Consider the following 25,971-nt stretch of genomic DNA (forward strand, 5'->3'; position numbering starts at 1 on the left):
CCCTCCGGGAGAGGGTTGGGGTGAGGGCAAATCAGGTTGCAGCAAACAAATAAGCCTCTACATCCATCCCCGCATCGCGCATTTGCGCCAGCTTGTAGCGCAAGGTACGCGGGCTGATGCCCAGACGCTCGGAAGCCTCTTTTCGCCGCCCGCGCTCGGCACGCAAGGTGTCGATAATCATCTGGAATTCACGCCGGCGCAGATCATCGCCCAAAGCCCCGGCCGACTCCATAGCCTCCACCACCAACGGTTCTGAGCGCGTCAACGGCGGCAAAGGCGCGCAAGCCACAGGCCCGGCCAGGCAAAAATCTGCCGCTTCGATCAGCCCGCGCTGCTGTAAAATCAACGCCCGCTGAATCGCATTGTCCAGTTCACGCACATTGCCCGGCCAAGGGTAAGCACTCAGGCACGCCTTGGCATCGGGCGAGAACCCTACCGCAGTGTGCTTCATTTTGCTGATGTATTTGGCCAGCAAGCGCTCTGCCAGCGGCAGGATATCGGCGGTGCGCTCGCGCAGCGGGCGCCAGGCCAGGGGGAATACCGAAAGGCGGTAGTACAGGTCTTCGCGAAAACGCCCCGCCGCCACTTCCCCGGCCAGATCACGGTTGGTGGTGGCGACCACGCGGATATCCAAGGCTACCGGCTTGCGCCCGCCCACCCGCTCCACTTCGCGCTCTTGCAATACGCGCAGCAGCTTGGCCTGCAAACCCAAGGGCATTTCGGAAATTTCATCCAGCAGCAAGGTGCCGCCATCGGCCTGTTCGAACTTGCCGGCCTGGGCGGCAATGGCACCGGTAAAGGCGCCCTTTTCATGACCGAACAGGGTGGCTTCGAGCATGTTGTCAGGGATCGCCGCGCAGTTAATCGCAACAAACGGCTGGTCAACACGATGGGAGTGCTGGTGAATATAGCGGGCCAGCACCTCTTTGCCGGTGCCCGACTCGCCCGAGATCAGCACCGTGGCATCACTGCGCGCCACCCGCGCGGCCAGCTCCAGCAACTGCGCACTGGCCGGCTCGACCGCCACCGGACCTTCACTGTCGGCCACGCCGAGACTGCCCAGAGCATGGCGGGCCACCAGATCAAGCAGGGCCTTGGGCTCGAACGGCTTGACCAGATAATCCACCGCCCCTTCACGCATGGCATCCACCGCCCGCTCCACGGCGCCGTGGGCCGTCATCAGCAGCACCGGCAATTGCGGCTGGCTGGCACGCAAGCGGGCGAGCAGTTGATGGCCATCGATACCCGGCATATTGACATCACTGATCACCAGGCTGAACGGCTCGGCGCTGACCGCGACCAGGGCTTCCTCCCCCGAGCTGACGGCGCGAAAACCGTGACCGGCCAGCAGCAGCGTGTCTGCCAGGGCCTCGCGCAACGCATGGTCGTCCTCGACCAACAGCACGTTAATTCGCATCACCATCAGTTTGCCTCCGCGACAACGGGAATCAGCGGCAAGCTGAGCAAGGCACAGGTGCCACGCCCCAGCCGCGAACGTAATTGCAATTGCCCCTGGTGCGCACGCACCACGGCATTGACCACCGCCAGGCCCAGACCGGTACCGGTGGCCTTGGTGGTGAAAAACGGCTCGCCCAGACGCGCCAGCACTTGCGGCTCAATGCCACTGCCGTTGTCGCTGATACACAACCTGAGACGGTTATCGCGGCGATACAGGTGCACCTTGAGCCGTACCTGCGGCGTGCCGGCCTGCAGGGCGTTTTCGATCAGATTGAGCAGCGCGCCGACCAGGGTGTCGCGATTGCACAGCAACTGCCCTGCGTAGGCATCACACTGCCAGCGGATCGACACACCTTGCACATGGGTTTGCGCAGCGGCTTGCAGGGCTTGCATCAGTACTTTGGGGGTGACCCGGTCGCCCAGTGGCAGTTCGCCACGAGCAAATACCAGCATGTCGCGCACCTGATGCTCCAGCTCGTGCAGACGCTCCTTGAGGCGCCCGGCAAAGCGCTGCTGGGTTTCCACCGGCAGGGCTTGCTCGGTCAAATGGCTGGCGTAGATCAGCGCGGCTGACAACGGTGTACGAATCTGGTGAGCCAGGGAAGCGACCATACGCCCCAGGGACGACAGACGTTCATGGCGGGCCAGTTGATCTTGCAGGCGCCGGGTTTCTGTCAGGTCATTGAGCGACACCAGTTGCCCGGGTTCGGCGTCCAGCGAGCGGGTGGCAATCGACAGGCGCCGGCCGTCCTTGAGAGACACTTCATGGCCATCATCTTCGCGCGGGGCAAAGCAGCGGGCGATCACATGACGCCACAACTCACCCTCCAGGGGCAGGCCCAACAACTCGCAGGCTGCAGGATTGGCCTCACGGACGCGACCACGATCATCAATCACGATAATCCCGCCAGGCAGCAGATCCAGCAGGTGTTGCAGGCGATTGGCCAGCCGTTCTTTCTCGGCAAGCTCGGCCATGCGCTGCGCACTGACCACCGCCAGCTCGCCAGTCAACTCCGAGACACGGGCTTGCAGCAGGCTGTAGGGATCGGGGGCCGAGGACAACTGGACGGCGGCTTGAGGCATGGGGCGTACTCGCTTGGCTGACCGTCATAAAACAGTCCGTTAAACCAAGCGAAGCAATACCCGTGCCTGAATACACAACACTGCCTGCCCCGCAAGGATGCGCGGGTAAAACCTGGACAGCGTGAGCGCCGTACGGTTGTGGGAGCTGGCTTGCCTGCGATAGAAGCGACGCGGCCTGTCAGGCAGATCGCGGCGATGCTATCGCGAGCAAGCCCGCTCCCACAGAGTCACGCGTCAATCATCCGCCTGATCTTCACCTTCGCGACGGCTCATGCCGTACTTGCGCATTTTTTCGACCAGGGTGGTACGGCGAATCCGCAGGCGCTCTGCCGCACGCGCAACGATGCCATTGGCGTCGTCCAGTGCCTGCTGGATCAAACCCTGCTCCAGCCCGCCCAGGTAGTCCTTGAGGTCCAGGCCTTCAGGCGGCAGCATCGCGTTGGCGCTGGCCACGAAGTCGGTAGTGGCGCTATTGATGGCCACGCGCTCTTCCATATCACTGCGCAGGCTGTCGACCAGTTGCTCGTCTTCGTCGTCGACGTAGCGGAATTTTTTCGGCAGCTCAACCACGCCAATCACCCCGTATGGATGCATGATCGCCATGCGCTCCACCAGGTTGGCCAGCTCGCGGACGTTGCCCGGCCAAGCATGACGGCACAACGACATGATGGCAGCCGAGTTGAAGCGAATCGAACCGCGTTTTTCGTGCTCCATGCGCGAAATCAGCTCGTTCATCAGCAACGGAATATCTTCGACCCGCTCACGCAGCGGCGCCATTTCAATCGGGAACACGTTGAGGCGGTAGTACAAGTCTTCGCGGAAGGCGCCGACTTCAATCATGCTTTCGAGGTTTTTGTGGGTCGCGGCAATGATCCGCACATCGGCGCACTGGGTCTTGTTGCTGCCCACACGCTCAAAGGTCCGCTCCTGCAATACACGCAACAGCTTGACCTGCATCGGCAGCGGCATATCGCCGATTTCGTCGAGGAACAGCGTACCGCCATTGGCCAGCTCAAAACGCCCGGCGCGGCTGGTGATGGCCCCGGTAAAGGCGCCCTTCTCATGACCAAACAGCTCGCTTTCGAGCAGCTCGGCAGGAATCGCCCCGCAGTTGACCGGCACAAACGGCGCATCGCGACGCTTGGAGTGGTAGTGCAGATTGCGCGCCACCACCTCCTTGCCGGTGCCGGACTCGCCGAGGATCAGCACACTGGCATCGGTATCGGCCACTTGCTGCATCATCTGGCGCACATGCTGGATCGCCCGGCTGGTACCGACCAGGCTGCGAAACAGGTTGGGCTCACGATGACGGCCGCGCTCGCGGGCCTGGTCGTACATCTCGCGATAGACCTGGGCACGGTGCAGGGAATCAAGCAGTTTGCTGTAGCTGGGGGGCATTTCGAGGCTGGACAACACCCGGCGGCGCTGGTCTTCAGGCAGGTCGAGGGCAGAAACTTCACCTAAAAGCATGATCGGCAGGAACTCATCCCACGCGGCCAGTGTCTTAAGCAGTCCTGAAAGGCCACCCGCAGTGCTCACGGTGCCCACAAGCACACAGAGCACTTCACGACTGGACGGCAAGGCGCTGACAGCCTGCTCCCACTCATGACTAGGGCTGGTCAAATTTTCTTCGCCAAGAAAATTCAGGATCACCGCCAGATCACGGCGGCGGACGCTATCGTCATCGATCAGCAGAATTTTGGTTTCACGCCACATGCAATAGCAACTTCCCTAGTCAACTCAATGCCCCGGATGGCAGGACATATGTAGACGTCCTAACCCTGTTGGATATCTAAGACGACTGAATACAGAATAACGTGCTAGTTAAGTCAAAAAACTGTGCCGAGTCAAATTTATGGCGGTTTAAAACGCAATTAACCACATATTCTTTAGGCCTTAACCGAATAGATGGTAAACCTTTGACGCATTTTTTGCTTGGTTGATCTGCCCCATCTGCTCAACGACCGACTGGCGCTCGTTGGTCGCCGCCTCCAGCAGCATGCGATACACCACCAGCAACCCCTCCAGATTTTCGCGCAACACCGCCTCATCCAGCGGTGCTTCGTCCAGCACATTCTCGACACACACGCGGCAGGCCGAGTCCAGCTCGCCGATGGCATCCCAGTTGCGCTCGGCCAGGGCATCAATCAGCGCTTCGCGGGTTTCCTGAATACGTTGCAGTTGGCTCATGACGCACTCCTCTGGCTTATTGCGGGGCGATGGCATCCCAACCACTTTTTACAGTGATCAGCAGGCGTGCCACTTCATCGATGATTTCCGGGTCGTTCTTGGCATTGGCCAGGGTCAGACGCACGGCCATGTACTCGTACAGGCTGTCCAGTTGCTCCAGCGCCGCCTTGTCGTCGGTCTTTTCTTCATCCAGGCCCTGACGCAGGCCGGTGATGATATCGATGGCCTTGGTGATCAACATGGCCTTCTGCGGGATATCGCCACGGCTCATCGCGCCCTTGGCCTGGGCCATGCGGTCCAGACCGCCTTCCATCAGCATCTGAATCAGACGATGGGGGCTGGCTTCGGAAATTTGAGCGTGGGAATTAACCTTCTGATACTGACGAAGGGCGCGCATCGGGTTCATGTTTCTACCTCATAACGGTGTCAGGCAAAAATGCTTGGTTCTTGATCTTTTTATCGACTGCAGCGCCCAAAGCTTTAGCGGCCAGGGCGCGGCAAATCAGTCGGATTTAGGGTTATTCAAGGAATTGAGCGTGGTCATGATGCTGGAACTGCTGGCGTTGATCTTGGCGATCAGGGTGTCCATGGCGGTGTACTTGGAGGTCAGCGAAGTTTTCATACTTTCCATCCGTCGATCCAGATCCGCCTGCTGAGTCGTCAAGTCCGTCAGCTTGGTATTCAAATCGGTAACCCGACTCGCCAGCAGCCCTGTTGTACCCACATAGCTATCGGTCGCCTTGGTCATGCGCGCCACCAGACCGGTATCACCGGTAAACACCTTGGCAATTTCAATTGCTCCATTTGGTGTGGCAACTGCGGCGTCCCACTTCTTGTCGTCAAGCGTCAACAGCCCGGTTTTCTGATCGGTACTGATACCCATCTGGGACAAGTTGCCCATGCTCGACGAGCCGGAGTTTTGCAGCAGCTCATTACGAATGCCGTTGACCAGTTGACGCATCGACGCATCGCCGGTCAGTGCGCCCGAGGTGGTGGTTGCCGCATCCCCCGTGGCCGTGACCTTGGTTTGCGTGTTGATACTAGTCAGCAGCGCGTTGTAAGCACTAACAAAAGACTGCACTGAGGTTTTCAGCGTCGCGGTGTTAGATGCAACGGTGATGGTGGACGCCTTGGTATCAATCAACTCCAGAGTCACACCACTGATGGCAGAGGTAACCTTATTACTGGATGACTCCATTGCGATGCCGTCAATCGTGTATTCAGCATTCACCGGTGCTTTACCAGCGTCATACCCGGTCGATAGCTCAGAATCACCACTGATGGTGATGTCGGTGCCTTTACCAGTGGTTTGCGAGCCGATGACTAGGCGCGAGCCGTTGGCGTCGGTCAACACGTTGGCGCTGATGCCCTTGGACTGCAGTTGCGTGTTGATCGCTTCACGGGTCTGCTGCAGGGTTGCACCTGCCGGAACCGAGACGTTGTAATTTTCACCCGATTGCGAAATGGTCAGGGTCGTAGGCTCTGAACCGGAGTTAACAACCGAGGAAGTGCCACCCTCAAATACCTTGCTGGTGATTTTTGACGAGGTAGCCAATTTGCTGACGTCCAACGCATAAACACCGCTGGAGGCTTTGTCATCAATGGTGACTTTGGAAATTTTTTCGTCTGATGACGTAGCGGCCAGACCGTTGAAACTGGAGACGCTGTTGAGCTTGGCAATGGCTGCACGATAGGTTTCGAGCGACGCTTTTACCGTGCCCACGGCGGACAACTGAATGGTGGTGTCTTTTTGTTGCGCGGTAATCTGGCTTTGCTTGGGTGCTTTTTCAGCATCAACCAAGGCTTTCACAATCCCGATGGTGTCAAAACCCGAACCTACACCGGTAATCGTTGAACTGGCCATCTGTATTCTCCTTATCCGGGCTGCCGCTTTATGGGCTTACGCTTTTTTGACGAGCAAGGCCGAGGAAGCAGACAGCATCACAATTCATGCCACGTTCAGGCTTTACCCTGAAAAAGCAGGCTGTGGGGGTCAGCCAGATTTTGCGCCAGCTTCAAGGCCACTTCTGAAGGTAGCTGGCGAATGACCTCACCGCTGTCGGCGGCGATCACCTTGACCACCATCACTCCGGTGGTGTCATCAATTGAAAAGTCCAGCTTGCGTTGGTTGGACTGTGCGAATTCTTGAATGTCACTGACGGCCTTTTCCAGTTCCGCACGTTCAGGCGGCATGCCTGTCGACGGGGCAGGGGCCGCGACTGCTTGCGTTGTTGCAACCGGCGCTGGCGCGGGACTGGCTAATCCGGCGGCGCTCGGGTAAACGGAATTCAGCTTGATGCTTATGTCCATTTCGTCACCTCAACACTGAAAAAACGGAAGGGCACGTAAACGCGCCCTTCCGTTATTAACCAAGCGCTGAAATTACTGCAGCAATTTCATCACAGCGGATGGCAGCTGGTTAGCCTGGGACAGGATCGCGGTAGCGGCCTGTTGCAGGGTTTGTTGTTTGGTCAGCTCGGCAGCTTCCGATGCGAAGTCAGTGTCCTGTACGCGACCACGTGCAGCGGTCGAGTTCTCGGAGATACTTTGCAGGTTGGAAACGGTGCTGTCGAAACGGTTCTGTACGGCACCCAACTCGGAACGCTGAGTATCGATCTGCTGGATTGCGCCAGTCAGGGCCTGGATGGTTTGTTGAGCGCCTTCGGCAGTCAACACGCTCAGGTCGGAGACGGTGGTTTCGACTGTGTTGGCAGTAGTTTTACCATCGGTCAGGCCCAAGGAAGCCAGACCGGTACCTGCACTGCCGTCACCAATAGTGATGTCCTTGGTGGAGAACAGCTTCAGCGAGTTATCTGCGTTTTTGCTGGCGGTTACGCCAGTACTAGCGCTGTTGATCGAGGACACAATGGCGTCCATCGAATCGCCTTTCTTGAACTTGACTTCAGTGCCATTCAAGGAAATCGAAGTATCTTTATCCAACTGCGCTTGGGTTGTGCCAGCAGTAAGACCTACTTTAGCCAAAGCACCTTTACCAGTAGCGGTTTCAGGGTTGCTCAGGTTAACTGCCTTACCATCAGTAGAAGTCAGCACTAGACGACCGTCTTTCTGGCTCGCGCTTACACCGGTAGTAGCGGTTTGTTCGTTAATGGCAAAGATAACGCCGTCAGTTTTACCGTCACCACCAGTACCGCCGAGGGTCATGCCCGCAGTCAGATTTACAGTTGTGCCGTTGATATTGATGTCAGCAGCACTACCCATGCCAGCAGGGGCAGTTGAAGAGGTCGCAGTCGCCGCTGTAGTAGCAAAGTTACCAGCATCTGCAGCAATATCACTTGCAACACTAAACGTGACTGCAGAACTCAGCTCCAACTTGCCAGCATTGTCCTTAGCCGAAACACCAGTTGTAGCCGACGACAGGTTAATTTTCGCTGCAGCAAGAGCAGCCGTGCTTTCGGCAGATGTCAGGACAACCGAGCCTGTTGCACCGCCACCAAATGTAAGCGTCTCGTCTGCAGTAGGCACAACATACGCAGCGGCTGGTGAAGTAGCTTTAAATGTAGTTACTGGCGTATCGGACAACCCGGCTACACCACCCGTCACCTTGGCAGATAGCTGGGTAATATCGCCAGAAGTGCTTGCCTCACCATAAGAACCTTTCAAACCAGTAGCACTGATATCGCTCATACCGAACGAAATGGTCTGGTTGGCGTCAGCGCCGACCTGGAAAGCCTGGTTCTGGAACGAGCCGTCCAGCAGGTTACGACCACCGAAAGTAGTGGTAGACGAAATACGGGTCAGTTCACCGACTTTCGCTGTGAATTCTTGTTGCAGGGAAGCACGGTCATCAGCGCTTTTATCACCGTTCGCAGACTGCAGAGCCAGTTCACGCAAACGTTGCAGAATGTTGGTCGACTCTTGCATCGCGCCTTCAGCCGTCTGTGCAATCGACGAGCCGTTGTTGGCGTTGGCGATGGCAACGGTCATGCCTTTGACCTGGGAAGTCAGACGGTTGGCGATCTGCATGCCGGCAGCGTCGTCTTTGGCGCTGTTGATTTTCAGGCCGGAAGACAGACGGGTCATCGAGGTGCTCAACGAGTCGCCGGCTTTGTTCAGGTTCTTCTGAACGGTCTGGGACGTGACGTTAGTGTTTACTGATAAAGCCATGACGAAATCCTCATTGGATGAATACTGCGGCTTCCGGCCCTGGCAACCGCCGGGTGTGGCCTAGAGAACCTTCGTAATAGTTATCGTCGTGAATGTCGGTTGCTTGAGGGTTATTTTGATTTTTTTTGCAGGCAAGCGGGCCATGCCTTGTAATTCAGGGGGTTAGCAAGCCGATGAGCTGCCGCCCCCCCAGTGTGGGAGCGGGCTTGCTCGCGATTCGGGCGGCGCGGTGCTTCAGGCAAACCAGGGTGATGCCATCGCGAGCAAGCCCGCTCCCACAGATTCAATCAGCCCTGCCAGAAAGCAAAACGCCCATGGCTTTGCGGCCACGGGCGTTTGATGTTTCGGCTTGAAGCTTATGGACGATAGATAATCGCCGAGCCCCACGACAGGCCCACACCAAAACCGCTCAGCGCCACGCGCTTCCAGGTGGCGTCCATCACATGCTTTTCCAGCAGCAATGGAATGCTCGACGACACGGTGTTACCGGTCTCGACCATATCCTTGATAAATTTCTCCGGCTCGCCTTCAAAACGGCGGGCTACGGCATCAACGATGGCCGCGCTGCCCTGGTGGATGCAGAACGCGTCGATGTCCTTGGAGGTCAGCTCGGACTCTTCCAGCAGCTCGTTCAAGTGCGCAGGCACTTTCAGCAAGGCGAAGTTGAACACCTGGCGGCCGTTCATAAAGAACACGCCATCACTGACTTTCAGATGCGGGGCACCGGAACCGTCGGTGCCGAACTTGGCCTTGCCCAGCTGCCAGGGAGCGTCTTCACCCATCCAGGTAGCGGTGGCCGCGTCACCAAACAGCATGGTGGTGTTGCGGTCTTCCGGGTCGACGATTTTCGAGTACGGGTCGGCCGTCACCAGCAAGCCGTTTTTCAGGCCCGCGGCTTCCATAAAGCCTTTCATCGCGTAGATGCCGTAGACATAACCCGAGCAGCCCAGGGAGATATCAAAGGCGGCAACGTGGGTAGGCAGGCCGAGCTTGTCCTGGACGATGGCCGCCGTGTGCGGCAAGCCTTCGGCGTCGCCGTTCTGGGTGACGACGATCAACGCATCGATGGATTCGCGTTTAAGCTGCGGATTATTGCTAAACAGTGCGTTGACGGCTTCAACACACAGGTCCGAGGTTTCCTGGTCAGCATCTTTGCGCGGCAGAAAGGCAGAGCCGATCTTGCCCAGGATGAATTCTTCGTCTTTGGAGAACTTCGCGCCTTGCGCGTAGTTGTCTACACCGCTTGCTGGCACGTAACTGGCGATGCTTTTAATGCCAATCATTGTGGCTTCCCAATACTAAATAGCTGGAGATCACCCGCTCGCACAACCGAGGGGCGCTGACAATAAAAGGGCTTTATCGCGCAGGAATGCGGCGAATATGGGTGCATAACAATAAACAAAACAGCCTGATAAAGGCCCGGCACCCGCCCGTACGTTTCACACGATACAGTGAAGATGCGCGTTATGACTCATAGGTCACGCTATTTTGTGCGGTTTTATACAAAACATTACAGCCAGAAAGGCGATTTTGTGGGAGCGGGCTTGCTCGCGATGGCAGCAACACGGTATTACCGGCATACCGTGTCGCCTGCATCGCGGGCAAGCCCGCTCCCACATTAGCCCCCCCCTGCACCGCTGTTTAGAGCTGGTTGAACAGGCTCAGCTGGGAGATTTTTACGAACGCCAGTTGCGAGGCTTCAAGCATGGCCTTCTGGAACGCCAGTTCAATGGACGCCCCCGCCATGTCGGTGTTGCCGATCGCTGCGGTGGTAGAGTCGTTGGCCAGGCCCAGGCTGATATTTTCGTCGGCCTGGATATCCACCGCCTTGAGCCGCGCACCAATCGAGCCGCGGGCGCTGTCGACGCCGGCACTGGCGTTTTTCAGGTTGCCGATCGCGGAGTTGATCGCGTCCTTTTGCGTTTGCTGGGCCAGCGGGTCTTTGTCGCTAGGGATCTCCAGCGCCTTGCGCAGCTGGCTGATGGTGTCCAGCGCGTTCTGGCTCTGGTGGTTGTTGCGGTTGACGACAAACTGGTCGCCCGCCTGCGGTGCTCCAGCGAAGTCGAACTTGATCCCGAGCGCACCGCCGTCAACAGTGCCCTGGGCAATCGACTTGCTGTCGGCGCTCAGCGGCTGGGCATACACCTCGTATTCGGTGGCGCTGGTAAATTTGATCACCGCGCCATTGCTCGGAAAGCTGTCGCCATAGGCCTGGGCGTCGGTCACCGTGGAATTGGTAATCTGTGCCGTCGAACCGTTGCTCGGCGTGCGCGAGGTATTGATGGTGTCGGCCTTGGCCTCCAGGGTGAAGGTACGCCCCGCCACTGCCGCATCGCGATCCGCCGCCGGGATGTCCTTGAGATTGGGGGTAATGTCGAACGACACGCCGCGCAGGCTGATGCTCTGCGAACCGTCCTTGGTCGGGTCGAACACGCCATTACCCGCCACCTGCGAGGTCAGGTCGTTGCCGTCGCGGTCAGTCAGGGTGTACTGGGTGCTGCTGCTGAATTTCAGCGTATAGGGCTGGCCTTCGGCGAAACTCTTGTTGAACACCGCGCTTGACGTGACCAGGCCGGCAGACACCGAGAGCTTGCCGTCATTGACGGTCGGCTCGCCATTGGCATCCACGCCGGGCACAAAAGTCGCCTGGGTACGCCCGGTATTGGTCGCACCTTCCATGATGCTCCTGGCCGTGTCGCTGCTGGCCAGAGTCAGGGTGTCAGAAACCTTCAGGTTAAGCTGGGTATCGTCGCCCTGATAGCTGTAGGTGCCATCGTTGTTGCGGGTATAGGGCGGCGTATCGGTCTTGGAGCCGGAGAACATGTAGTTGCCCGCGGCGTCCTTGCTGTTGAGCAGGCTGAACACCTGCTCTTCAATACTGCCCAGTTCGTTGGCAATGGCCAGGCGATCGGCATCGCTTTTACCGCTGCCTGCGCCCAGGGCCAGCTCACTGGCCTTTTGCAATGAGTTGTTGATGCTGTCGAGCACCGCTTCCTGGGCACCCAGCGATGACTTGATGCTGTTCATATTGGTGCTGTACTGGCCCAGCATGTCTTTTTGCTGTTGTAATTGCAGCAGGCGCGCCGCGCCCACCGGGTCATCGGCGGCGGTCTGGATGCGCACGCCGGAGTCGATCTGGCCCTGGGTCTTGATCACCGACGAGAAGTTGTTCTGGTAGGTGGCGCTGGTCGATTCAAAAAACTGCGAGGTTGAAATACGCATCGTCGCGGGCTCCCTTAAAGACTGTTGATCAGCGTGCTGAAGGTTGCTTGCGCCGCTTTGATGATCTGCGACGAGGCGGTGTAGTACTGCTGGAACTTGACCAGGTTGGAGGCTTCTTCGTCCAGGTTGACCTGGGATACCGAGTTGCGCACCTCTTTGGCGTAGGCCAGCGCCGCGCCATTGGCGGTGCCGTCGACCGCAGCCTGGCTGGCTTTGCCGCCCACCTTGGACACCAACTGGCTGTAGGAAGTAGCCATGCTGACGCCGCCAGTGCCGTCCTTGCCTACGCCCACTGTGGCCTTGGTTTGCAGGCCCAGCAGTTCGTTGGCATTGCGGTTGTCAGCCTTGCCGTCCTTGTTGAACTTGATATCGAAGCTGTCGCCCTTGCCCGGAGAGCCGCTGATAACCGTGTCAAACCCCACATTGGTGGTCGTGCCATCGGCGTTGGTGACGGGCACATTGATCGTGACCTTGTTGTCCTGGCCAGGCACGATGCTGCCCTTGCCGATTTCCTTGCCCGCCTCGTTCAGCACCCGGTAGCTTTGGGTCCCGTCGGCAGCGGCCTCGTCAAAGGCGATACGCACCGGCATGGCACCTTCAATATCGCTTTGCGACTTGCCCAGACTGGCGCCGCCATAAATATCCAGCGCTGACGACAGATTGAGGCTGCCCACTGCACCCGTACCGGTGTTGGAGCTGCCCGGGCCTGCAACCAGCGGCCCGGCAAACGCCAACTTGTTGGCATCGCTCATTTGCACGCCGATATTGCTTGCGCCACTGCGGGTGGGGCTGACCTTGAACGCATCACCAGCGGTCATCGGGCCGCCCTTGAGGTCCAGAGTGAAGCCGTCGATGACCTTGGCCGGATTGTCCGTGGTGGCGAACGCGCCCATATCGGTGCCGTCGGAGCGTTTGACCGAGTACTCGGTGGCGCTGGTAAACGTGACCTGATAATCGTAGGCGGTCAGCGCGCCGCTGTCGGCGATGCTGACATTGAAGTTGCCCGCGCCAATATTGCCGGTCGCCGCCTGGCTGCGCTGGCTGATGGCCTTGTCACTGTTGATGCTGTTGAACATCGACGAGCCGAACTCGCCATTGGCATCCAGGCCCTGCCCCAACTGCTGATTGATCGCATCGGCGACCACAATGGCTGTACGCCCCAAATCATTCATGGCCGGGGCCAGCACATCATCGCGATAGCGCAACAGGCCGCCGATCTTGCCGCCACTGAGCACCGAGGTCACGTCGGAGCTCGATTGCTGGTAATTGATCTGGATGCTGTACTGGCTTTTGTCGACCTTGCCCGGTACCGCCGAGAGGGTATTGGAGGTCGAACCCTGCACCAGCGCCTGACCGGTGCCCAGGGTGATGTCGTAGACGTTGTCGTGCTCCTGGACCGTCACCCCGACCAGCTCGTTGAGGGTACGCACGGCTTCGTTGCGCGCATCCAGCAGGTTGTTCGGCGTATTGCCCGCCGTGGTGGCCTGGGCGATCTGCTTGTTCAGCGAGGCAATGGTGGCTGTGTGCTGGTTGACCATCGAGGTCAGGGTATCAAGCTGGCTGTTGATCCCTTCGTTCTGCTGGTTGAGCTGGGACGAAATCGAGTTGAAACGATTGCTCAAGGTCTGTGCGCTGGTCAGCAGCAACTGGCGTGCCGACACATCACCGGGGGCTGCGGCGGCGGTTTGCAGGGAGCTGAAAAAGCTGCTCAGGGCCGCCGACACGCCGGTGTTTTTATCCGACAGCAGTTTGTCGACCGTGCCAATCTGGTCGAGATAGGCCTGGGCATCGCCATTGAGCGAAGTGGTGGTTTGCAACTGGGCGTCGAGGTAGGAGTTGTACACGCGGCGCACGTCGGCCAGGGTGGTACCGGTGCCGATAAACACCCCGCCCACCTGTTGCGACGCGCCGCTGCCCTGGACGATCTGCTGACGCGAATAGCCCGAGGTATTGGCGTTGGCAATGTTGTTGCCGACTGTCGCCAATGCGCCCTGACTAGCGTTGAGCCCCGACATCCCGATGTTGATCAAACTCGCCATGGTTCAAACCTTATAAATTCGTGAGAGAACCCGTCGAGGCGTAGCTCTGGTAGGTTTTCATTTGCTTGGCTATCTGCGAAATCTTGCTCGCGTACTCAGGGTCGGTTGCGTAACCGGCCTTCTGCAACTCGCGTACAAACTGCTCCGGTTTATCGGCCGCATTGAGCACATCTTTATAACGATTGTTGCTCTGCAACAGCGTCACCAGATCGTGGAAGCTGTCCTGATAGGAATCGTAGGAACGGAAGTCTGCCGTCTCCTTGACCATCTGCCCGCCCTTGAACTCGCTGGTGATGGCCCGCGCCTGGGCCCCCTGCCAACTGCCGGTGGCCTTGATGCCGAACAGGTTGTGGCTGCTGCTGCCATCTTGCTGGCGCATCACCGACTTGCCCCAGCCGGTTTCCAGTGCGGCTTGCGCCACCAGGTACAGCGGGTCGACGCCGATGCGGTCGGCGGCCTGTTGCGCCATCGGCAACATGGTGGCGACAAATGCATCCGGTGATTCGAACGCCTGCTTGGCCGGGGCCAAGGGTGGCTGCGCCACGGCACGACCGTAAATCTGCATGCGCCCTTGCGCGCCGCTGGCGCTGAGCATCGGCTGGCGGCTGCCCTTGAGCACCGCATCCAGCCCCGGCGATGTGCGCCCAGGTACAGTGGCGGTATTGAGCGCGGTGCGCGCCGGGTCGGCCGACGGCACGATGCCAGCCAGCAAACGGTCAGTAAGTTTGCTCGGCAACGCCAGGCGGCGCTGATTGAGCATGGCCATGTCATTTTTATGACCGTCGGCTGCGGCCGCCGGCGTTGTGGCGACCCGCGAAGCCCACAATGGACGCTGACCGCTGGAGCGCACAAAAGGGCTGTCGACGGTAGTTGTCGCCGGGGCTTTGACTTCGGCGGTCAGCGCCGTGGTAGCCGCTGCCTCCCCCGGCACCGCAGCCTTGTTTTTCGACATCTGGCGCATCAGCACATCGGCCAGGCCGATACCACCGCCCTGGCGGGACAGGGTCACTGACAGCTGCTGGTCGTACATTTCCTGATACTGCTTGGCCGCAGGAGTATTGAGCGGGTTGTCCTTGCCCAGCACTTCGTTGGCCGAGCGCATCGACTTGAGCATTTCGTTGAGGAACAGCGACTCGAATTCCTGCGCCACCTTGCGCATGTTGCCGTCGCTTTCGCGGTCGCCGACTTTCAGCTTATTCAGCCGATTCAGGTCGGTAAACGCCCCCGAATCGCTGCTCGCCACTACTCCGCTCTTGGACATGTCCATGCTGTCAGCCTCAGATCACGATCAGGTCGGCTTGCAGCGCGCCGGCCTGTTTCAGTGCTTCGAGAATCGCCATCAAGTCCCCTGGCGCTGCGCCGACCTGGTTTACCGCCCGCACGATTTCGTCGAGGGTGGTGCCCGGGCCGAACTTGAACATCGGCTTGGCTTCCTGCTGGGCATTGAGCCGCGAACGCGGCACCACGGCGGTCTCGCCGTTGGACAGCGGGCCGGGCTGGCTGACAATCGGGTCTTCGGTGATGGTCACGGTCAGGCTGCCGTGGGTCACTGCGGCGGGCGAAACCTTGACGTTCTGGCCAATCACGATGGTGCCGGTACGCGAGTTGATGATGACCTTGGCCACTGCCTGCCCCGGATCGACTTCGAGGTTTTCCAGGATCGACAGATAGTCGACGCGCTGGCTCGGGTCCAGCGGCGCCGTAACCCGCACCGAGCCGCCATCGATGGCCTGGGCCACGCCAGGGCCGAGCAGGTCATTGATCTTGTCGACGATACGCTTGGCGGTGGTGAAGTCCGAACGATTGAGGTTCAGGGTCAGGCTGTTGCCCTGGTTGAAACCGCTGGGCACTGCCCGCTCCACCGATGCCCCGCCCGGAATGCGCCCGGCCGACGGTACGTTGACGGTGATTTTCGAGCCGTCGCGGCCTTCGGCATCGAAACCGCCGACCACCAGGTTGCCCTGGGCTACCGCATACACATTGCCATCGATGCCTTTAAGCGGTGTGAGCAGCAGCGTACCGCCGCGCAGGCTTTTGGAGTTGCCGATGGAGGAAACCGTGATATCAATCACCTGCCCCGGCTTGGCGAATGCCGGCAAATCGGCGCTGATGGACACCGCCGCAACGTTTTTCAGCTGCACATTGCCCGACCCCGGCGGCACCTTGATGCCGAACTGGGACAGCATGTTATTGAAGGTTTGCAGGGTAAACGGGGTTTGCGTGGTCTGATCGCCCGTACCGTTCAAGCCCACCACCAGGCCATAACCAATCAATTGGTTGGAGCGCACGCCGGAAATGCTGGCGATGTCTTTCAACCGTTCGGCGTGGGCGCCCAGGGCGGTCGACAACAGCAACACGGCGGCCAGCAGATGCTTGAGGTTAGGCATGGTGAAGTTCATCACTAAAAGGGAAACAGCGGGCTAAGGAAGAAACGGTCAAACCAGCCCGGCTGGCTCGCATCGGCAAACGAGCCAGTGCCCGAGTAAGTGATGCGCGCATCGGCCACGCGGGTCGAAGACACGGTGTTATCGGTGGCAATGTCATCGGCACGCACCAGGCCGGCAATGCGCACCAGTTCATCGCCGGTGTTGAGGGTCATCCACTTTTCGCCGCGTACAGCGATGATGCCGTTGGGCAACACGTCGGCCACGGTCACGGTGATCGAACCGGTCAGGCTGTTGCCCTGCCCGGCCTTGCTGTCGCCCTTGGTGGCACGGCTGCCGCTGTAACCGGCATTGAGGCTCAGGTCACCCCCGCCCAGCGGGTTGTTGGTGGTCAGGCCGCTGCCAAACAACGAGGTCAGGCCGATGCTGGTGTTGCTGTTTTTACCGATGGCCGAGTTGGCGTTTTTGCTCGCCTGGGTCTTCTCGTTCAAGGTGATGGTGATGATGTCGCCGATGCGGTACGCCTTGCGGTCGCTGTACAGGTTCTGCTCGAAACCGGCCTGGTAGATCGAGCCGTTGTTGGCCGCAGCCGGCAGCGGCGTGCGCGGCAGCACAGGTGCGTAGTACGGATCATTGGCCCGCGGTGGCGGGCTGACACAGCCGGCCACAAGGGTAATGGCGCCCAGTGCCAGAACAGAAAACAAGCGCTTCATGAGCTCTCCCGCTATTTCACGTAGTTACAGGTTTTGCGTAACGAACGACAACATCTGGTCAGCGGTGGAGATAACTTTGGAGTTCATCTCGTAGGCACGCTGGGTGGTAATCATGTTGACCATTTCTTCCACGGTGCTGACGTTCGAGGTCTCGAGCATGCTTTGCATGGTCAGGCCGAAACCGTTCAGGCCCGGGGTGCCGATTTGCGGCGCGCCGCTGGAAGCGGTTTCCAGAAACAGGTTGCCGCCCTGGGACTGCAAGCCCGCCGGGTTGATAAAGTCGGCGGTCTGCACGTTGCCGATCACTTGTGCCGCCGGGTTGCCGGAAATGGTCACCGACACGGTGCCATCCTGGCCGACGGTGAAGGTCTGGGCATCGGCCGGCACCACAATCGCCGGTTCCAGGGCAAAGCCGCTGGCGGTGACGATCTGACCGTTGGAGTCCAGGTGAAAAGTACCGTCACGGGTGTAGGCTGTTGTGCCATCGGGCTGCATGATCTGGAAAAATCCGCGGCCATTGATCGCCATGTCCAGCGGCTGCTCGGTAGTTTGCAGGCTACCGGCAGTGAAGTTCTTTTGCGTGCCGACAATACGTACCCCGGTGCCCACTTGCAGGCCCGATGGCAGTTCGCTGTCCTGGGTGGACTGGGCACCTGGCTGGCGCTTGATCTGGTAGAGCAAGTCCTGGAACTCGGCGCGATCACGTTTGAAGCCGGTGGTCGAGACGTTGGCCAAGTTGTTGGAAATGGTGGTCAGGTTGGTGTCTTGTGCAGCCAAACCCGTTTTTGCAACCCACAGTGCCGGAAGCATGGTGCTCTCCTCGCGCGCCGGTTTTTCGGCGCCGCGTTCAAGTAATTAGCTGATGGACAGGACGCGAGTCATGGCCTGATCGTCTTCTTTGGCGGTGTTCATCATTTTGATATGCAGCTCGAACTGCTTGGACAAAGCCAGCACCGAGGTCATTTCATCCACGGCATTGACGTTGCTCGCCTGCAGAAAACCCGAGGTCACCCGCACATTGGCATCGGCCGGGGCCGGCTGACCGTCATTGGTGTGGATCAGGCCGTCGAGGCCCTTGCTCATGGTTTTCAGGTCCGGCTGGACCAGCTTGATGCGGTCCACTTGGGCCATCACCCGCGGGCCTTCGCCCTGGGCGCGGATGCTGATGGTGCCGTCTTCGCCGACTTCGATCTGCTGCTGGGGCGGCACCGCGATCGGCCCGCCGTTGCCCATGATCGGCATGCCGTTGCCGGCACGCAGGATGCCCAGGGCATCCACGTTCATGCTGGCGGTTCGCACATAGGCCTCACTGCCGTCGGGGGCCTGCACCGCCAGCCAGCCGTCGCCGGACACGGCCACATCCAGATCGCGGCCGGTCTCGACCAGGGCACCTTGGCTGAAATCGGTGGCAGGGCGCTCGGTCAGGGCAAAGGCACGCGCCGGAAAGCTGTCACCAAACACCGGCATCGAGCGGGCCTGTTCCAGGTCACGCTGAAAACCGTTGGTCGAGATGTTCGCCAGATTGTTGGCATGCGCCTTCTGCGCCAGTGCGTTCTGACTGGCGCCGGTCATTGCCACATAAAGGTACTTGTCCACAGTCTTTCCTCTGTCTGACGGACGCTTGCCGTCCACCGCTGTACTGCAGAGGTCATTGCAATTTGCGCACCAACTTTATTTTGACGCGCTGCAGCGCGGGTTTGCGCAGGAATGGGGGGAGATTCGTTGCGGGGGAACGGCGGGGTTCTGCCGGTTGCGGCAAGGGGTGGCCTGCCGAGTCACGTCAATCTTGTGGGAGCGGGCTTGCTCGCGATTCTGGCGGCGCGATATGTCAGGCACACCGCAGCGATATCATCGCGAGCAAGCCCGCTCCCACAGATCAGTACTGACAGGCTTAAGCGTCCTTGCCCGGCTTGATAATGTCGTGCTCGCGCAGTTTGTTGGCGATGGTGGTATGGGACACCCCCAATCGCTTGCCCAGCAATCGGCTACTTGGATGCTCCGAATACAGCTGTTCCAATACTGCCTTTTCGAACCGCCCGACAATCTGCTCCAGCCCGCCTTCCAGCGAGAACTCGCCCAGGGGCTGACGCACGCCGTAATCCGGCAAACGAATATGCTCAGCCTTGACCACCCCGCCATCACACAGCGAAACCGCCTGAAACAGCACGTTCTCCAACTGGCGCACGTTGCCCGGCCAGTGGTAGTGGCGCAACCGGTCCATCGCCGCCGGCGCCAGGCGCGGCAGCGAACAACCAATCTGGCGGCTGGCCTGATCGAGGAAATGCTCCACCAGCGGCTCCAGCCCGTCCAGGCAATCGCGCAGCGGCGGAATATGCAGCGACAGCACGTTGAGCCGGTGATAGAGGTCCTGGCGAAACTCGCCACGGGCACACAGCTCGGACAAGTCGACCTGGGTGGCACACATCACCCGCACATCGAGATAGACCTCTTCATCACTGCCGACCCGGCGAAAGCAGCCGTCCTGCAAGAAGCGCAGCAACTTGACCTGCAAGCGCGGGCTCATTTCACCCACGCCATCAAGAAACAGCGTACCCCCGGCCGTCAGCTCCAGCAGGCCCAGCTTGCCTTCCGCCCGCGCCCCTTCAAATGCACCAGGGCCGTAGCCGAACAACTCGGTTTCAGCCATCGATTCGGGCAGGCCAGCGCAGTTAAGCGCCATCAATGGCGACTGGCCACGAGGGCTGGCCAGATGGCAGGCACGGGCCAGCAGCTCCTTGCCGGTGCCGGTTTCGCCTTCTATTAATAGCGGCGCATCCAGCGGTGCCATGCGCCGGGCTTCGCGCACCACGGCAGCCATGACTTTCGAGCTTTGGAAAATACTGTCAAAGCCGCGCAGTTCCTGCTTGCGCACATTGTAGATTTGCTCGCCCACCCGGTCGGCGCGGTGCAGGGTCAGCACGGCCCCGGCCATTGCCTCGCTTTCATCATGTTCGAGTTGCAGCGGCGCGATATCCGCCAGGTACACCAAACCCTTGATCTTGACCCGCAGGCCATTGATGCGCGACTTGTTGGCCCGCACCAGCTCGGGCAGGTCAAAGTCTTCGGCATAACGGGACAGGGAAATGCCCGGCACCTCATCGACCCGCACCCCGAGCAATTGCGCCGCAGCCCGGTTGGCCGCAACGATGCATCCGCCCATGTCAATGGACAGCACCGGAAACTCCAGGGCCCCGAGCAAGGCGTTGAGCTCCATATGCCTGCGCTCGCTGGGCATCAAACCTACACGCTTTACGCCAAACACCCCGGATATGGTTTCAAACTTCGGACGCAGGGCCTGAAACTGCAGGTTGATCAGATTGGGGCAGTACAGGTAAATCGCATTGCCCTGATCGCCGCCGACCTCCCCGCGCTTGACGTTGATGCCGTAGGCCACCAGCAGGTTGAGAATGTCGCGAAGAATGCCAATCCGGTTTTGGCAGTGGACTTTGATACGCATGGCAATTGCTCGGAAATGGCAGAAAGTGAAGATCAAATGTGGGAGCGGGCTTGCTCGCGATGCAGGCGGTGCGATTTGCCTGCTACACCGCAGCGATACCATCGCGGGCAAGCCCGCTCCCACAAAGGAATTGTTTTTGTCCGCAAAGGCATTTCTTCGTCACGATTTTGTGACAGATGCACTGTCGCGCACTCAAGAATGACAGCTCGCCCTCCGCGTCGTAACGAATACTTTACGAATAAGCGCCATCATCCCAGCATTACTGGCTTTAGGCTAGCTGCACACGGCAATCACTTGGGGTATCACTAAGGCATCGCAACAACACCGAATAATAAAAACGATTTCCTTGCGGAGAGCCCCATGAAGCAAACGAAATACGTCGCCCGTGAGCCTGATGCCAATGGCTTTATCGACTACACACCGGCCGAGCACGGGGTGTGGAACACACTGATTACCCGTCAGTTGAAACTGCTGGAAGGCCGCGCCTGCCCCGAGTACATGGAGGGCATCGAAAAGCTTGGCCTGCCCCACGACCGCATCCCGCAACTCGACGAGATCAATCAGGTACTGGGTGCTACCACAGGCTGGCAAGTTGCCCGGGTACCCGCACTGATCCCCTTCCAGACCTTTTTCGAATTACTGGCCAACAAGCAGTTTCCGGTGGCCACCTTTATTCGCACGCCCGAAGAGCTGGACTACCTGCAAGAGCCAGATATTTTTCACGAGATTTTCGGCCACTGCCCGCTGCTGACCAACCCGTGGTTTGCCGAATTCACCCACACCTACGGCAAGCTCGGCCTGCAGGCGAGCAAAGAGCAACGGGTATATCTGGCGCGCCTGTACTGGATGACCATCGAGTTCGGCCTGGTCGACACCCCTGAAGGCAAGCGCATTTACGGTGGCGGGATTCTGTCGTCGCCCAAAGAAACGGTTTACAGCCTGTCGTCAGAACCGGAACATCAGGTTTTCGACCCGCTGGAAGCCATGCGCACGCCATATCGCATCGATATTTTGCAGCCGCTGTATTTTGTCCTGCCGGACTTGAAGCGGCTGTTCGACCTGGCCCACGAAGACATCATGGGCATGGTCGAAAAAGGCATGACCCTGGGCCTGCATGCGCCCAAGTTCGCGCCAAAACCGAAAGCGGCCTAAGCCTTTTTTACCTACACACATCAATAAAAAACGAATTCAGGAATACACCATGAACGCACTGAACCAAGCCCACTGCGAAGCCTGCCGCGCCGATGCTCCACAGGTCAGCGACGAAGAGTTGCCGATCCTGATCAAACAGATCCCGGACTGGAACATCGAAGTTCGCGACGGCATCATGCAGCTGGAAAAGGTCTTTCTGTTCAAGAACTTCAAATTCGCCCTGGCCTTTACCAATGCCGTGGGTGAAATCGCCGAAGCCGAAGGCCATCACCCGGGTCTGCTGACCGAATGGGGTTCGGTCACCGTGACCTGGTGGAGCCACTCGATCAAGGGCCTGCACCGCAACGACTTCATCATGGCCGCACGCACCGATGAAGTGGCCAAAACTGCCGAAGGTCGCAAGTAATGCACTTCGCCGATATTGGTCGGGTGCCGGGCGACCCGATCCTCGGTTTGATGGACGCCTATCAACAGGACACCAATCCGGACAAGTTCGACCTGGGCGTGGGCGTTTATAAAGACGCCAATGGCCTGACGCCGATCTTGCAATCGGTAAAGCTGGCTGAGCAGCGCCTGGTCGACCAGCAACAGACCAAAACCTATATCGGCGGTCATGGTGACAGCCGATTCGGGCAACTGATCAGCGAACTGGTGCTGGGCGAAGACTCGCCCCTGCTGGCGGCCAAACGCGCCGGCGCCACCCAGACCCCGGGCGGCACTGGCGCGCTGCGCCTGAGCGCCGATTTTATCGCGCAATGCCTGCCGGGCCGCGGTATCTGGCTGAGCGACCCGACCTGGCCGATCCACGAAACCATCTTTGCTGCGGCCGGGCTGAAAATCAGTCACTACCCCTATGTGGGCAGCGACAATAAGCTCAATGTCGCGGCCATGCTCGAAGCGCTGGAGCACGCGCCAAAAGGAGATGTCGTACTGCTGCACGCCTGCTGTCACAACCCGACCGGCTTCGACCTGTCCCAAGCGGACTGGTTGCAGGTGCTGGATGTGGTACGCCGCCGCGAATTGCTGCCGCTGATCGACTTTGCCTACCAAGGCTTTGGCGACGGACTGCAGGAAGATGCCTGGTCGACCCGCCTGTTCACCCGTGAACTGCCGGAAGTGCTGATCACCAGTTCGTGCTCGAAGAACTTCGGCCTGTACCGCGAACGGGTTGGTGCATTGATTGTGTGCGCCCATGACGCCGAAAAGCTGACCGATATCCGCAGCCAGCTGGCCTATATTGCGCGCAACTTGTGGTCCAACCCGCCGGATCACGGCGCAGCGGTGGTGGCGACCATCCTCGGCGATGCCCAGCTGAAAACCCTGTGGGCCGACGAAGTGGAAGCCATGCGCAGCCGTATCGCGCAATTGCGCAGCGGCCTGGTTGAAGCGTTGACGCCGTTCGGTCTGGCGGAACACTTTGCCCATATCAATGAGCAACGCGGGATGTTTTCGTACACCGGCCTGACCCAAGAGCAAGTCCAGTTGTTGCGCGAAAAACACAGCGTATACATGGTCGGCTCGGGGCGCGCCAATATGGCCGGGGTCGACGGCATGCGCCTGAGCCTGCTGGCCAAGGCGATAGCGCAGGTGTGTACGCACTAAACGCCGCTCCCGTAGCAGCTGCCGAAGGAACGAGGCTGCGTCCGACGACGCAGTCGTCGTAAAACCAGAGAGCCGGGCTTTACTGACACACCGCAGTATCTGATTTTGCGACGACTTCGTCGGGGTGCCGCATCCCGCCGAACGCAGCCTTCGTTCCTCGGCAGCTGCTACGGGTCCAGCGACAGCTGCAAAATGAAAAGTTCGATACAAATCCCCCCAGACGCAATAAAAAGACAAATTGTCACACTCCCTCCTGTATCCTTAGCAAGCTACTTAAAACACACCTTACGAGGAGCGCGACGATGCACGAGATCCCAAACCTCCCCTTCCCAAGCCTGCACGAAACCGAGCAGCCAACCCCGCAACACACCAGTGGCGAAAACCCCGCACTGGACGAGGCCTCTGAAAGCCTCCAGGCCGACAGCGAAGACTGACGGCTCACCATCAGACGGTGCGAAAAGCACCCTGTTTTTCACACCGTCTGACACAATTGCTCCACCCCCCTATTCCGGATTCAAGCGTGACTGACACCTTCAGCGACACCCAGGCCAGCGTCCTGATCGGCACCGCCGAGAAAATGATCGACCTCTGGGAGCGCCTCAGCCCCGAGAAGCAAGCGCTCTTGCTCAAGCGCTTCGGCACCCAGGAAAATGCCCTGGCCGCCTTAATCGCGACACAACTGGTTACGCCACTATAATCTGCACCAACCGCTCCCCGCAGGACCCCTACCCCATGCCTGAAACACAGCGCCCCATGGCAATCACGCTGCAAGTGGTTTCCATCGTCCTGTTTACCTTTATCGGCTACCTGAACATCGGTATTCCACTGGCCGTTCTGCCGGGTTACGTACACAACCATCTCGGTTACGGCACGGTGATCGCCGGGCTGGTGATCAGCGTGCAGTATTTGGCCACGCTATTGAGCCGCCCGTACGCCAGCCGCTTTATCGATACCCGGGGCAGCAAGCGCGCCGTGATGATTGGGCTGGCCGGCTGCGGCCTGAGCGGCGTGTTTATGCTGGTGTCCAGCTGGCTGACGAGCATGCCGGCCTGGAGCCTGGCCAGCCTGCTGATCGGCAGGCTGGTGCTGGGCAGCGCGGAAAGCCTGGTGGGCTCTGGCTCCATCGGCTGGGGCATAGGCCGGGTCGGCGCACAGAACACGGCCAAGGTAATTTCCTGGAATGGCATCGCCAGTTACGGCGCCATTGCCATTGGCGCGCCGCTGGGCGTGGTCATGGTCGGCCACTTGGGCATGTGGAGCCTGGGCGCAAGCATTATGGCCCTGGGAGCGCTGGGCGTACTGCTGGCCTGGCCAAAACTGGCAGCCCCCATTGTCAGCGGCGTGCGCTTGCCGTTCCTGCATGTACTGGGCCGAGTGTTGCCCCACGGCACCGGACTGGCCCTGGGCTCGATCGGCTTTGGCACCATCGCGACCTTTATCACCCTGTACTACGCAACCAACCACTGGGAAAACGCGGCACTGTGTCTGAGCCTGTTTGGCGCCAGCTTTATCAGTGCGCGCTTGCTGTTCGGCAATCTGATCAACCGCATCGGCGGTTTTCGCGTGGCGATTGCCTGCCTGAGTGTCGAGACCCTGGGTTTGCTGTTGCTGTGGCTGGCGCCCAACCCGGAGTTGGCCCTGGCGGGCGCGGCCTTGAGCGGCTTTGGCTTTTCGCTGGTATTCCCGGCGCTGGGGGTTGAGGCTGTCAACCTGGTGCCAGCCTCCAGCCGTGGTGCTGCGGTGGGTGCGTATTCGCTGTTTATCGACCTGTCGCTGGGTATCACCGGGCCGCTGGTTGGCGCCGTGGCGGCAGGTTTCGGCTTTGCGTCAATCTTTCTGTTTGCGGCGCTGGCGGCGCTTACCGGACTGTTGCTGAGTGTTTATCTGTATCGCCAGGCGCAGAACGCAAGAGCGTACTAGCCCGCAATCAGGGTGATATACCTGTGGGAGCGGGCTTGCCCGCGATGCAGACGGAGTGGTGTGTCAGGTAATGCATGGCGATGCCATCGCGGGCAAGCCCGCTCCCACAGGACTGCTGCTGCCCTCTAGAAATCCACCTTGCCCCGCCCGGCCTTGATGTTGCCGCGCTTGGTCTTGGATTCCAGCCGACGCTTTTTAGAGCCCAGGGTCGGCTTGGTCGGGCGGCGCTTTTTCTCCACCTTGGTCGCACTGACGATCAACTCAGCCAGACGCTCCAGCGCATCCGCCCGATTTTGCTCCTGGGTGCGATATTGCTGGGCCTTGATAATCAGCACGCCATCACTGGTGATGCGGCTGTCACGCAGCGCCAGCAGCCGCTCCTTGTAAAAATCCGGCAACGACGAATTGGGGATATCAAAGCGCAGGTGCATGGCGCTTGAGACTTTATTGACGTTCTGCCCGCCCGCACCCTGGGCGCGAATGGCCGTCAGTTCGATCTCGGCATCAGGGATATGCACGTTGTTGGAAATCACCAGCATCAAAAAAGGGTCCGTGTTCAGGGCCTCAAGGATACCCCACAAACAACAAACCCGGCGCAATGGCCGGGTTTGCAGGGTTACCTCAGG

Annotated in this window: 24 protein-coding genes; 6 read left to right on the forward strand and 18 right to left on the reverse strand. The window is 59.5% G+C overall.

Going from position 1 to position 25,971, the window contains the following annotated elements; all coding sequences use genetic code 11:
- Window positions 1-31 precede the first annotated feature (31 nt).
- From AB3G35_RS18500 to AB3G35_RS18580, 17 genes are all read right to left on the reverse strand, one after another.
- Complete coding sequence (locus AB3G35_RS18500) at window positions 32-1,417, reverse strand: sigma-54 dependent transcriptional regulator (protein ID WP_083369861.1); 1,386 nt, start codon at window positions 1,415-1,417, stop codon at window positions 32-34.
- 5 nt (window positions 1,418-1,422) lie between these two features.
- On the reverse strand, window positions 1,423-2,541 hold the full coding sequence (locus AB3G35_RS18505; protein WP_086797905.1) for a PAS domain-containing sensor histidine kinase: 1,119 nt from the start codon (window positions 2,539-2,541) through the stop codon (window positions 1,423-1,425).
- Between the two features lie 234 nt (window positions 2,542-2,775).
- Window positions 2,776-4,257 carry a sigma-54 dependent transcriptional regulator gene (locus tag AB3G35_RS18510; RefSeq protein ID WP_016781579.1) on the reverse strand — a complete coding sequence of 494 codons (1,482 nt, stop codon included), beginning with the start codon at window positions 4,255-4,257 and terminating at the stop codon, window positions 2,776-2,778.
- Window positions 4,258-4,437: 180 nt separating this feature from the next.
- The gene (locus tag AB3G35_RS18515) at window positions 4,438-4,731 is read right to left on the reverse strand and encodes a hypothetical protein (protein ID WP_016781580.1); all 294 of its coding nucleotides are present in this window, start codon (window positions 4,729-4,731) and stop codon (window positions 4,438-4,440) included.
- 16 nt (window positions 4,732-4,747) lie between these two features.
- A complete protein-coding gene (gene fliS, locus AB3G35_RS18520) occupies window positions 4,748-5,137 on the reverse strand; it encodes a flagellar export chaperone FliS (RefSeq protein ID WP_016781581.1) in 390 nt (129 codons plus the stop codon).
- 96 nt (window positions 5,138-5,233) lie between these two features.
- Window positions 5,234-6,595: a flagellar filament capping protein FliD gene (gene fliD, locus AB3G35_RS18525; protein ID WP_169911363.1), complete on the reverse strand. Its 1,362-nt coding sequence runs from the start codon at window positions 6,593-6,595 to the stop codon at window positions 5,234-5,236.
- A 95-nt stretch (window positions 6,596-6,690) separates the two neighbouring features.
- The gene (locus AB3G35_RS18530) at window positions 6,691-7,041 is read right to left on the reverse strand and encodes a flagellar protein FlaG (RefSeq protein WP_369781909.1); all 351 of its coding nucleotides are present in this window, start codon (window positions 7,039-7,041) and stop codon (window positions 6,691-6,693) included.
- A 72-nt stretch (window positions 7,042-7,113) separates the two neighbouring features.
- Window positions 7,114-8,856, reverse strand: a complete 1,743-nt coding sequence (locus AB3G35_RS18535; protein WP_169911359.1) for a flagellin — start codon at window positions 8,854-8,856, stop codon at window positions 7,114-7,116.
- Between the two features lie 356 nt (window positions 8,857-9,212).
- On the reverse strand, window positions 9,213-10,139 hold the full coding sequence (locus AB3G35_RS18540) for a ketoacyl-ACP synthase III (RefSeq protein WP_086797913.1): 927 nt from the start codon (window positions 10,137-10,139) through the stop codon (window positions 9,213-9,215).
- A 358-nt stretch (window positions 10,140-10,497) separates the two neighbouring features.
- Entirely contained in the window at window positions 10,498-12,078 is a 1,581-nt protein-coding gene (locus tag AB3G35_RS18545; protein WP_134049021.1) for a flagellar hook-associated protein 3, read from the reverse strand.
- Between the two features lie 14 nt (window positions 12,079-12,092).
- Window positions 12,093-14,117, reverse strand: coding sequence for a flagellar hook-associated protein FlgK (gene flgK / locus AB3G35_RS18550; RefSeq protein WP_369781910.1), 2,025 nt, complete (start codon window positions 14,115-14,117; stop codon window positions 12,093-12,095).
- A 10-nt stretch (window positions 14,118-14,127) separates the two neighbouring features.
- The gene (flgJ, locus tag AB3G35_RS18555; RefSeq protein WP_106116567.1) at window positions 14,128-15,384 is read right to left on the reverse strand and encodes a flagellar assembly peptidoglycan hydrolase FlgJ; all 1,257 of its coding nucleotides are present in this window, start codon (window positions 15,382-15,384) and stop codon (window positions 14,128-14,130) included.
- Between the two features lie 10 nt (window positions 15,385-15,394).
- Window positions 15,395-16,504 carry a flagellar basal body P-ring protein FlgI gene (locus AB3G35_RS18560; RefSeq protein ID WP_016781589.1) on the reverse strand — a complete coding sequence of 370 codons (1,110 nt, stop codon included), beginning with the start codon at window positions 16,502-16,504 and terminating at the stop codon, window positions 15,395-15,397.
- A 14-nt stretch (window positions 16,505-16,518) separates the two neighbouring features.
- Window positions 16,519-17,214, reverse strand: coding sequence for a flagellar basal body L-ring protein FlgH (flgH, locus tag AB3G35_RS18565; RefSeq protein ID WP_016781590.1), 696 nt, complete (start codon window positions 17,212-17,214; stop codon window positions 16,519-16,521).
- Window positions 17,215-17,238: 24 nt separating this feature from the next.
- Entirely contained in the window at window positions 17,239-18,024 is a 786-nt protein-coding gene (gene flgG / locus AB3G35_RS18570; RefSeq protein WP_095028755.1) for a flagellar basal-body rod protein FlgG, read from the reverse strand.
- A 45-nt stretch (window positions 18,025-18,069) separates the two neighbouring features.
- Window positions 18,070-18,810 carry a flagellar basal body rod protein FlgF gene (locus AB3G35_RS18575; protein ID WP_095002629.1) on the reverse strand — a complete coding sequence of 247 codons (741 nt, stop codon included), beginning with the start codon at window positions 18,808-18,810 and terminating at the stop codon, window positions 18,070-18,072.
- Window positions 18,811-19,105: 295 nt separating this feature from the next.
- A complete protein-coding gene (locus tag AB3G35_RS18580) occupies window positions 19,106-20,671 on the reverse strand; it encodes a sigma-54-dependent transcriptional regulator (protein ID WP_169911351.1) in 1,566 nt (521 codons plus the stop codon).
- Window positions 20,672-21,031: 360 nt separating this feature from the next.
- Between AB3G35_RS18580 and phhA the strand changes: the two genes are divergently transcribed.
- From phhA to AB3G35_RS18610, 6 genes are all read left to right on the forward strand, one after another.
- The gene (gene phhA / locus AB3G35_RS18585; protein ID WP_088377740.1) at window positions 21,032-21,823 is read left to right on the forward strand and encodes a phenylalanine 4-monooxygenase; all 792 of its coding nucleotides are present in this window, start codon (window positions 21,032-21,034) and stop codon (window positions 21,821-21,823) included.
- Window positions 21,824-21,872: 49 nt separating this feature from the next.
- Window positions 21,873-22,229, forward strand: coding sequence for a 4a-hydroxytetrahydrobiopterin dehydratase (locus tag AB3G35_RS18590; protein ID WP_016781595.1), 357 nt, complete (start codon window positions 21,873-21,875; stop codon window positions 22,227-22,229).
- On the forward strand, window positions 22,229-23,425 hold the full coding sequence (locus AB3G35_RS18595) for an amino acid aminotransferase (protein WP_106116564.1): 1,197 nt from the start codon (window positions 22,229-22,231) through the stop codon (window positions 23,423-23,425). Before AB3G35_RS18590 ends, AB3G35_RS18595 begins: the two co-directional genes overlap by 1 nt.
- A 302-nt stretch (window positions 23,426-23,727) precedes the next feature.
- On the forward strand, window positions 23,728-23,859 hold the full coding sequence (locus tag AB3G35_RS18600) for a hypothetical protein (protein WP_016781597.1): 132 nt from the start codon (window positions 23,728-23,730) through the stop codon (window positions 23,857-23,859).
- Window positions 23,860-23,945: 86 nt separating this feature from the next.
- The gene (locus AB3G35_RS18605) at window positions 23,946-24,122 is read left to right on the forward strand and encodes a hypothetical protein (protein ID WP_095002633.1); all 177 of its coding nucleotides are present in this window, start codon (window positions 23,946-23,948) and stop codon (window positions 24,120-24,122) included.
- Between the two features lie 35 nt (window positions 24,123-24,157).
- On the forward strand, window positions 24,158-25,345 hold the full coding sequence (locus tag AB3G35_RS18610) for an MFS transporter (protein ID WP_134049025.1): 1,188 nt from the start codon (window positions 24,158-24,160) through the stop codon (window positions 25,343-25,345).
- 125 nt (window positions 25,346-25,470) lie between these two features.
- Here the strand turns inward: AB3G35_RS18610 and arfB are convergent, their stop codons facing one another.
- Window positions 25,471-25,884: an alternative ribosome rescue aminoacyl-tRNA hydrolase ArfB gene (gene arfB, locus AB3G35_RS18615; protein ID WP_088377742.1), complete on the reverse strand. Its 414-nt coding sequence runs from the start codon at window positions 25,882-25,884 to the stop codon at window positions 25,471-25,473.
- Window positions 25,885-25,971 lie beyond the last annotated feature (87 nt).

Source organism: Pseudomonas sp. WC2401 (assembly GCF_041200115.1).
GTDB lineage: Bacteria > Pseudomonadota > Gammaproteobacteria > Pseudomonadales > Pseudomonadaceae > Aquipseudomonas > Aquipseudomonas fragi.

Bases quoted from the DNA above. Each gene is read 5' to 3' on its own strand.
- AB3G35_RS18540 (WP_086797913.1), bottom strand. From the start codon at position 10,139: ATGATTGGCATTAAAAGCATCGCCAGTTACGTGCCAGCAAGCGGTGTA.
- AB3G35_RS18505 (WP_086797905.1), bottom strand. From the start codon at position 2,541: ATGCCTCAAGCCGCCGTCCAGTTGTCCTCGGCCCCCGATCCCTACAGC.
- AB3G35_RS18610 (WP_134049025.1), top strand. From the start codon at position 24,158: ATGCCTGAAACACAGCGCCCCATGGCAATCACGCTGCAAGTGGTTTCC.
- flgG (WP_095028755.1), bottom strand. From the start codon at position 18,024: ATGCTTCCGGCACTGTGGGTTGCAAAAACGGGTTTGGCTGCACAAGAC.
- arfB (WP_088377742.1), bottom strand. From the start codon at position 25,884: ATGCTGGTGATTTCCAACAACGTGCATATCCCTGATGCCGAGATCGAA.
- AB3G35_RS18530 (WP_369781909.1), bottom strand. From the start codon at position 7,041: ATGGACATAAGCATCAAGCTGAATTCCGTTTACCCGAGCGCCGCCGGA.
- AB3G35_RS18535 (WP_169911359.1), bottom strand. From the start codon at position 8,856: ATGGCTTTATCAGTAAACACTAACGTCACGTCCCAGACCGTTCAGAAG.
- AB3G35_RS18545 (WP_134049021.1), bottom strand. From the start codon at position 12,078: ATGCGTATTTCAACCTCGCAGTTTTTTGAATCGACCAGCGCCACCTAC.
- AB3G35_RS18560 (WP_016781589.1), bottom strand. From the start codon at position 16,504: ATGCCTAACCTCAAGCATCTGCTGGCCGCCGTGTTGCTGTTGTCGACC.
- fliD (WP_169911363.1), bottom strand. From the start codon at position 6,595: ATGGCCAGTTCAACGATTACCGGTGTAGGTTCGGGTTTTGACACCATC.
- flgJ (WP_106116567.1), bottom strand. From the start codon at position 15,384: ATGGACATGTCCAAGAGCGGAGTAGTGGCGAGCAGCGATTCGGGGGCG.
- phhA (WP_088377740.1), top strand. From the start codon at position 21,032: ATGAAGCAAACGAAATACGTCGCCCGTGAGCCTGATGCCAATGGCTTT.
- fliS (WP_016781581.1), bottom strand. From the start codon at position 5,137: ATGAACCCGATGCGCGCCCTTCGTCAGTATCAGAAGGTTAATTCCCAC.
- AB3G35_RS18500 (WP_083369861.1), bottom strand. From the start codon at position 1,417: ATGCGAATTAACGTGCTGTTGGTCGAGGACGACCATGCGTTGCGCGAG.
- AB3G35_RS18600 (WP_016781597.1), top strand. From the start codon at position 23,728: ATGCACGAGATCCCAAACCTCCCCTTCCCAAGCCTGCACGAAACCGAG.
- AB3G35_RS18510 (WP_016781579.1), bottom strand. From the start codon at position 4,257: ATGTGGCGTGAAACCAAAATTCTGCTGATCGATGACGATAGCGTCCGC.
- flgH (WP_016781590.1), bottom strand. From the start codon at position 17,214: ATGAAGCGCTTGTTTTCTGTTCTGGCACTGGGCGCCATTACCCTTGTG.
- AB3G35_RS18590 (WP_016781595.1), top strand. From the start codon at position 21,873: ATGAACGCACTGAACCAAGCCCACTGCGAAGCCTGCCGCGCCGATGCT.
- AB3G35_RS18580 (WP_169911351.1), bottom strand. From the start codon at position 20,671: ATGCGTATCAAAGTCCACTGCCAAAACCGGATTGGCATTCTTCGCGAC.
- AB3G35_RS18595 (WP_106116564.1), top strand. From the start codon at position 22,229: ATGCACTTCGCCGATATTGGTCGGGTGCCGGGCGACCCGATCCTCGGT.
- AB3G35_RS18515 (WP_016781580.1), bottom strand. From the start codon at position 4,731: ATGAGCCAACTGCAACGTATTCAGGAAACCCGCGAAGCGCTGATTGAT.
- flgK (WP_369781910.1), bottom strand. From the start codon at position 14,117: ATGGCGAGTTTGATCAACATCGGGATGTCGGGGCTCAACGCTAGTCAG.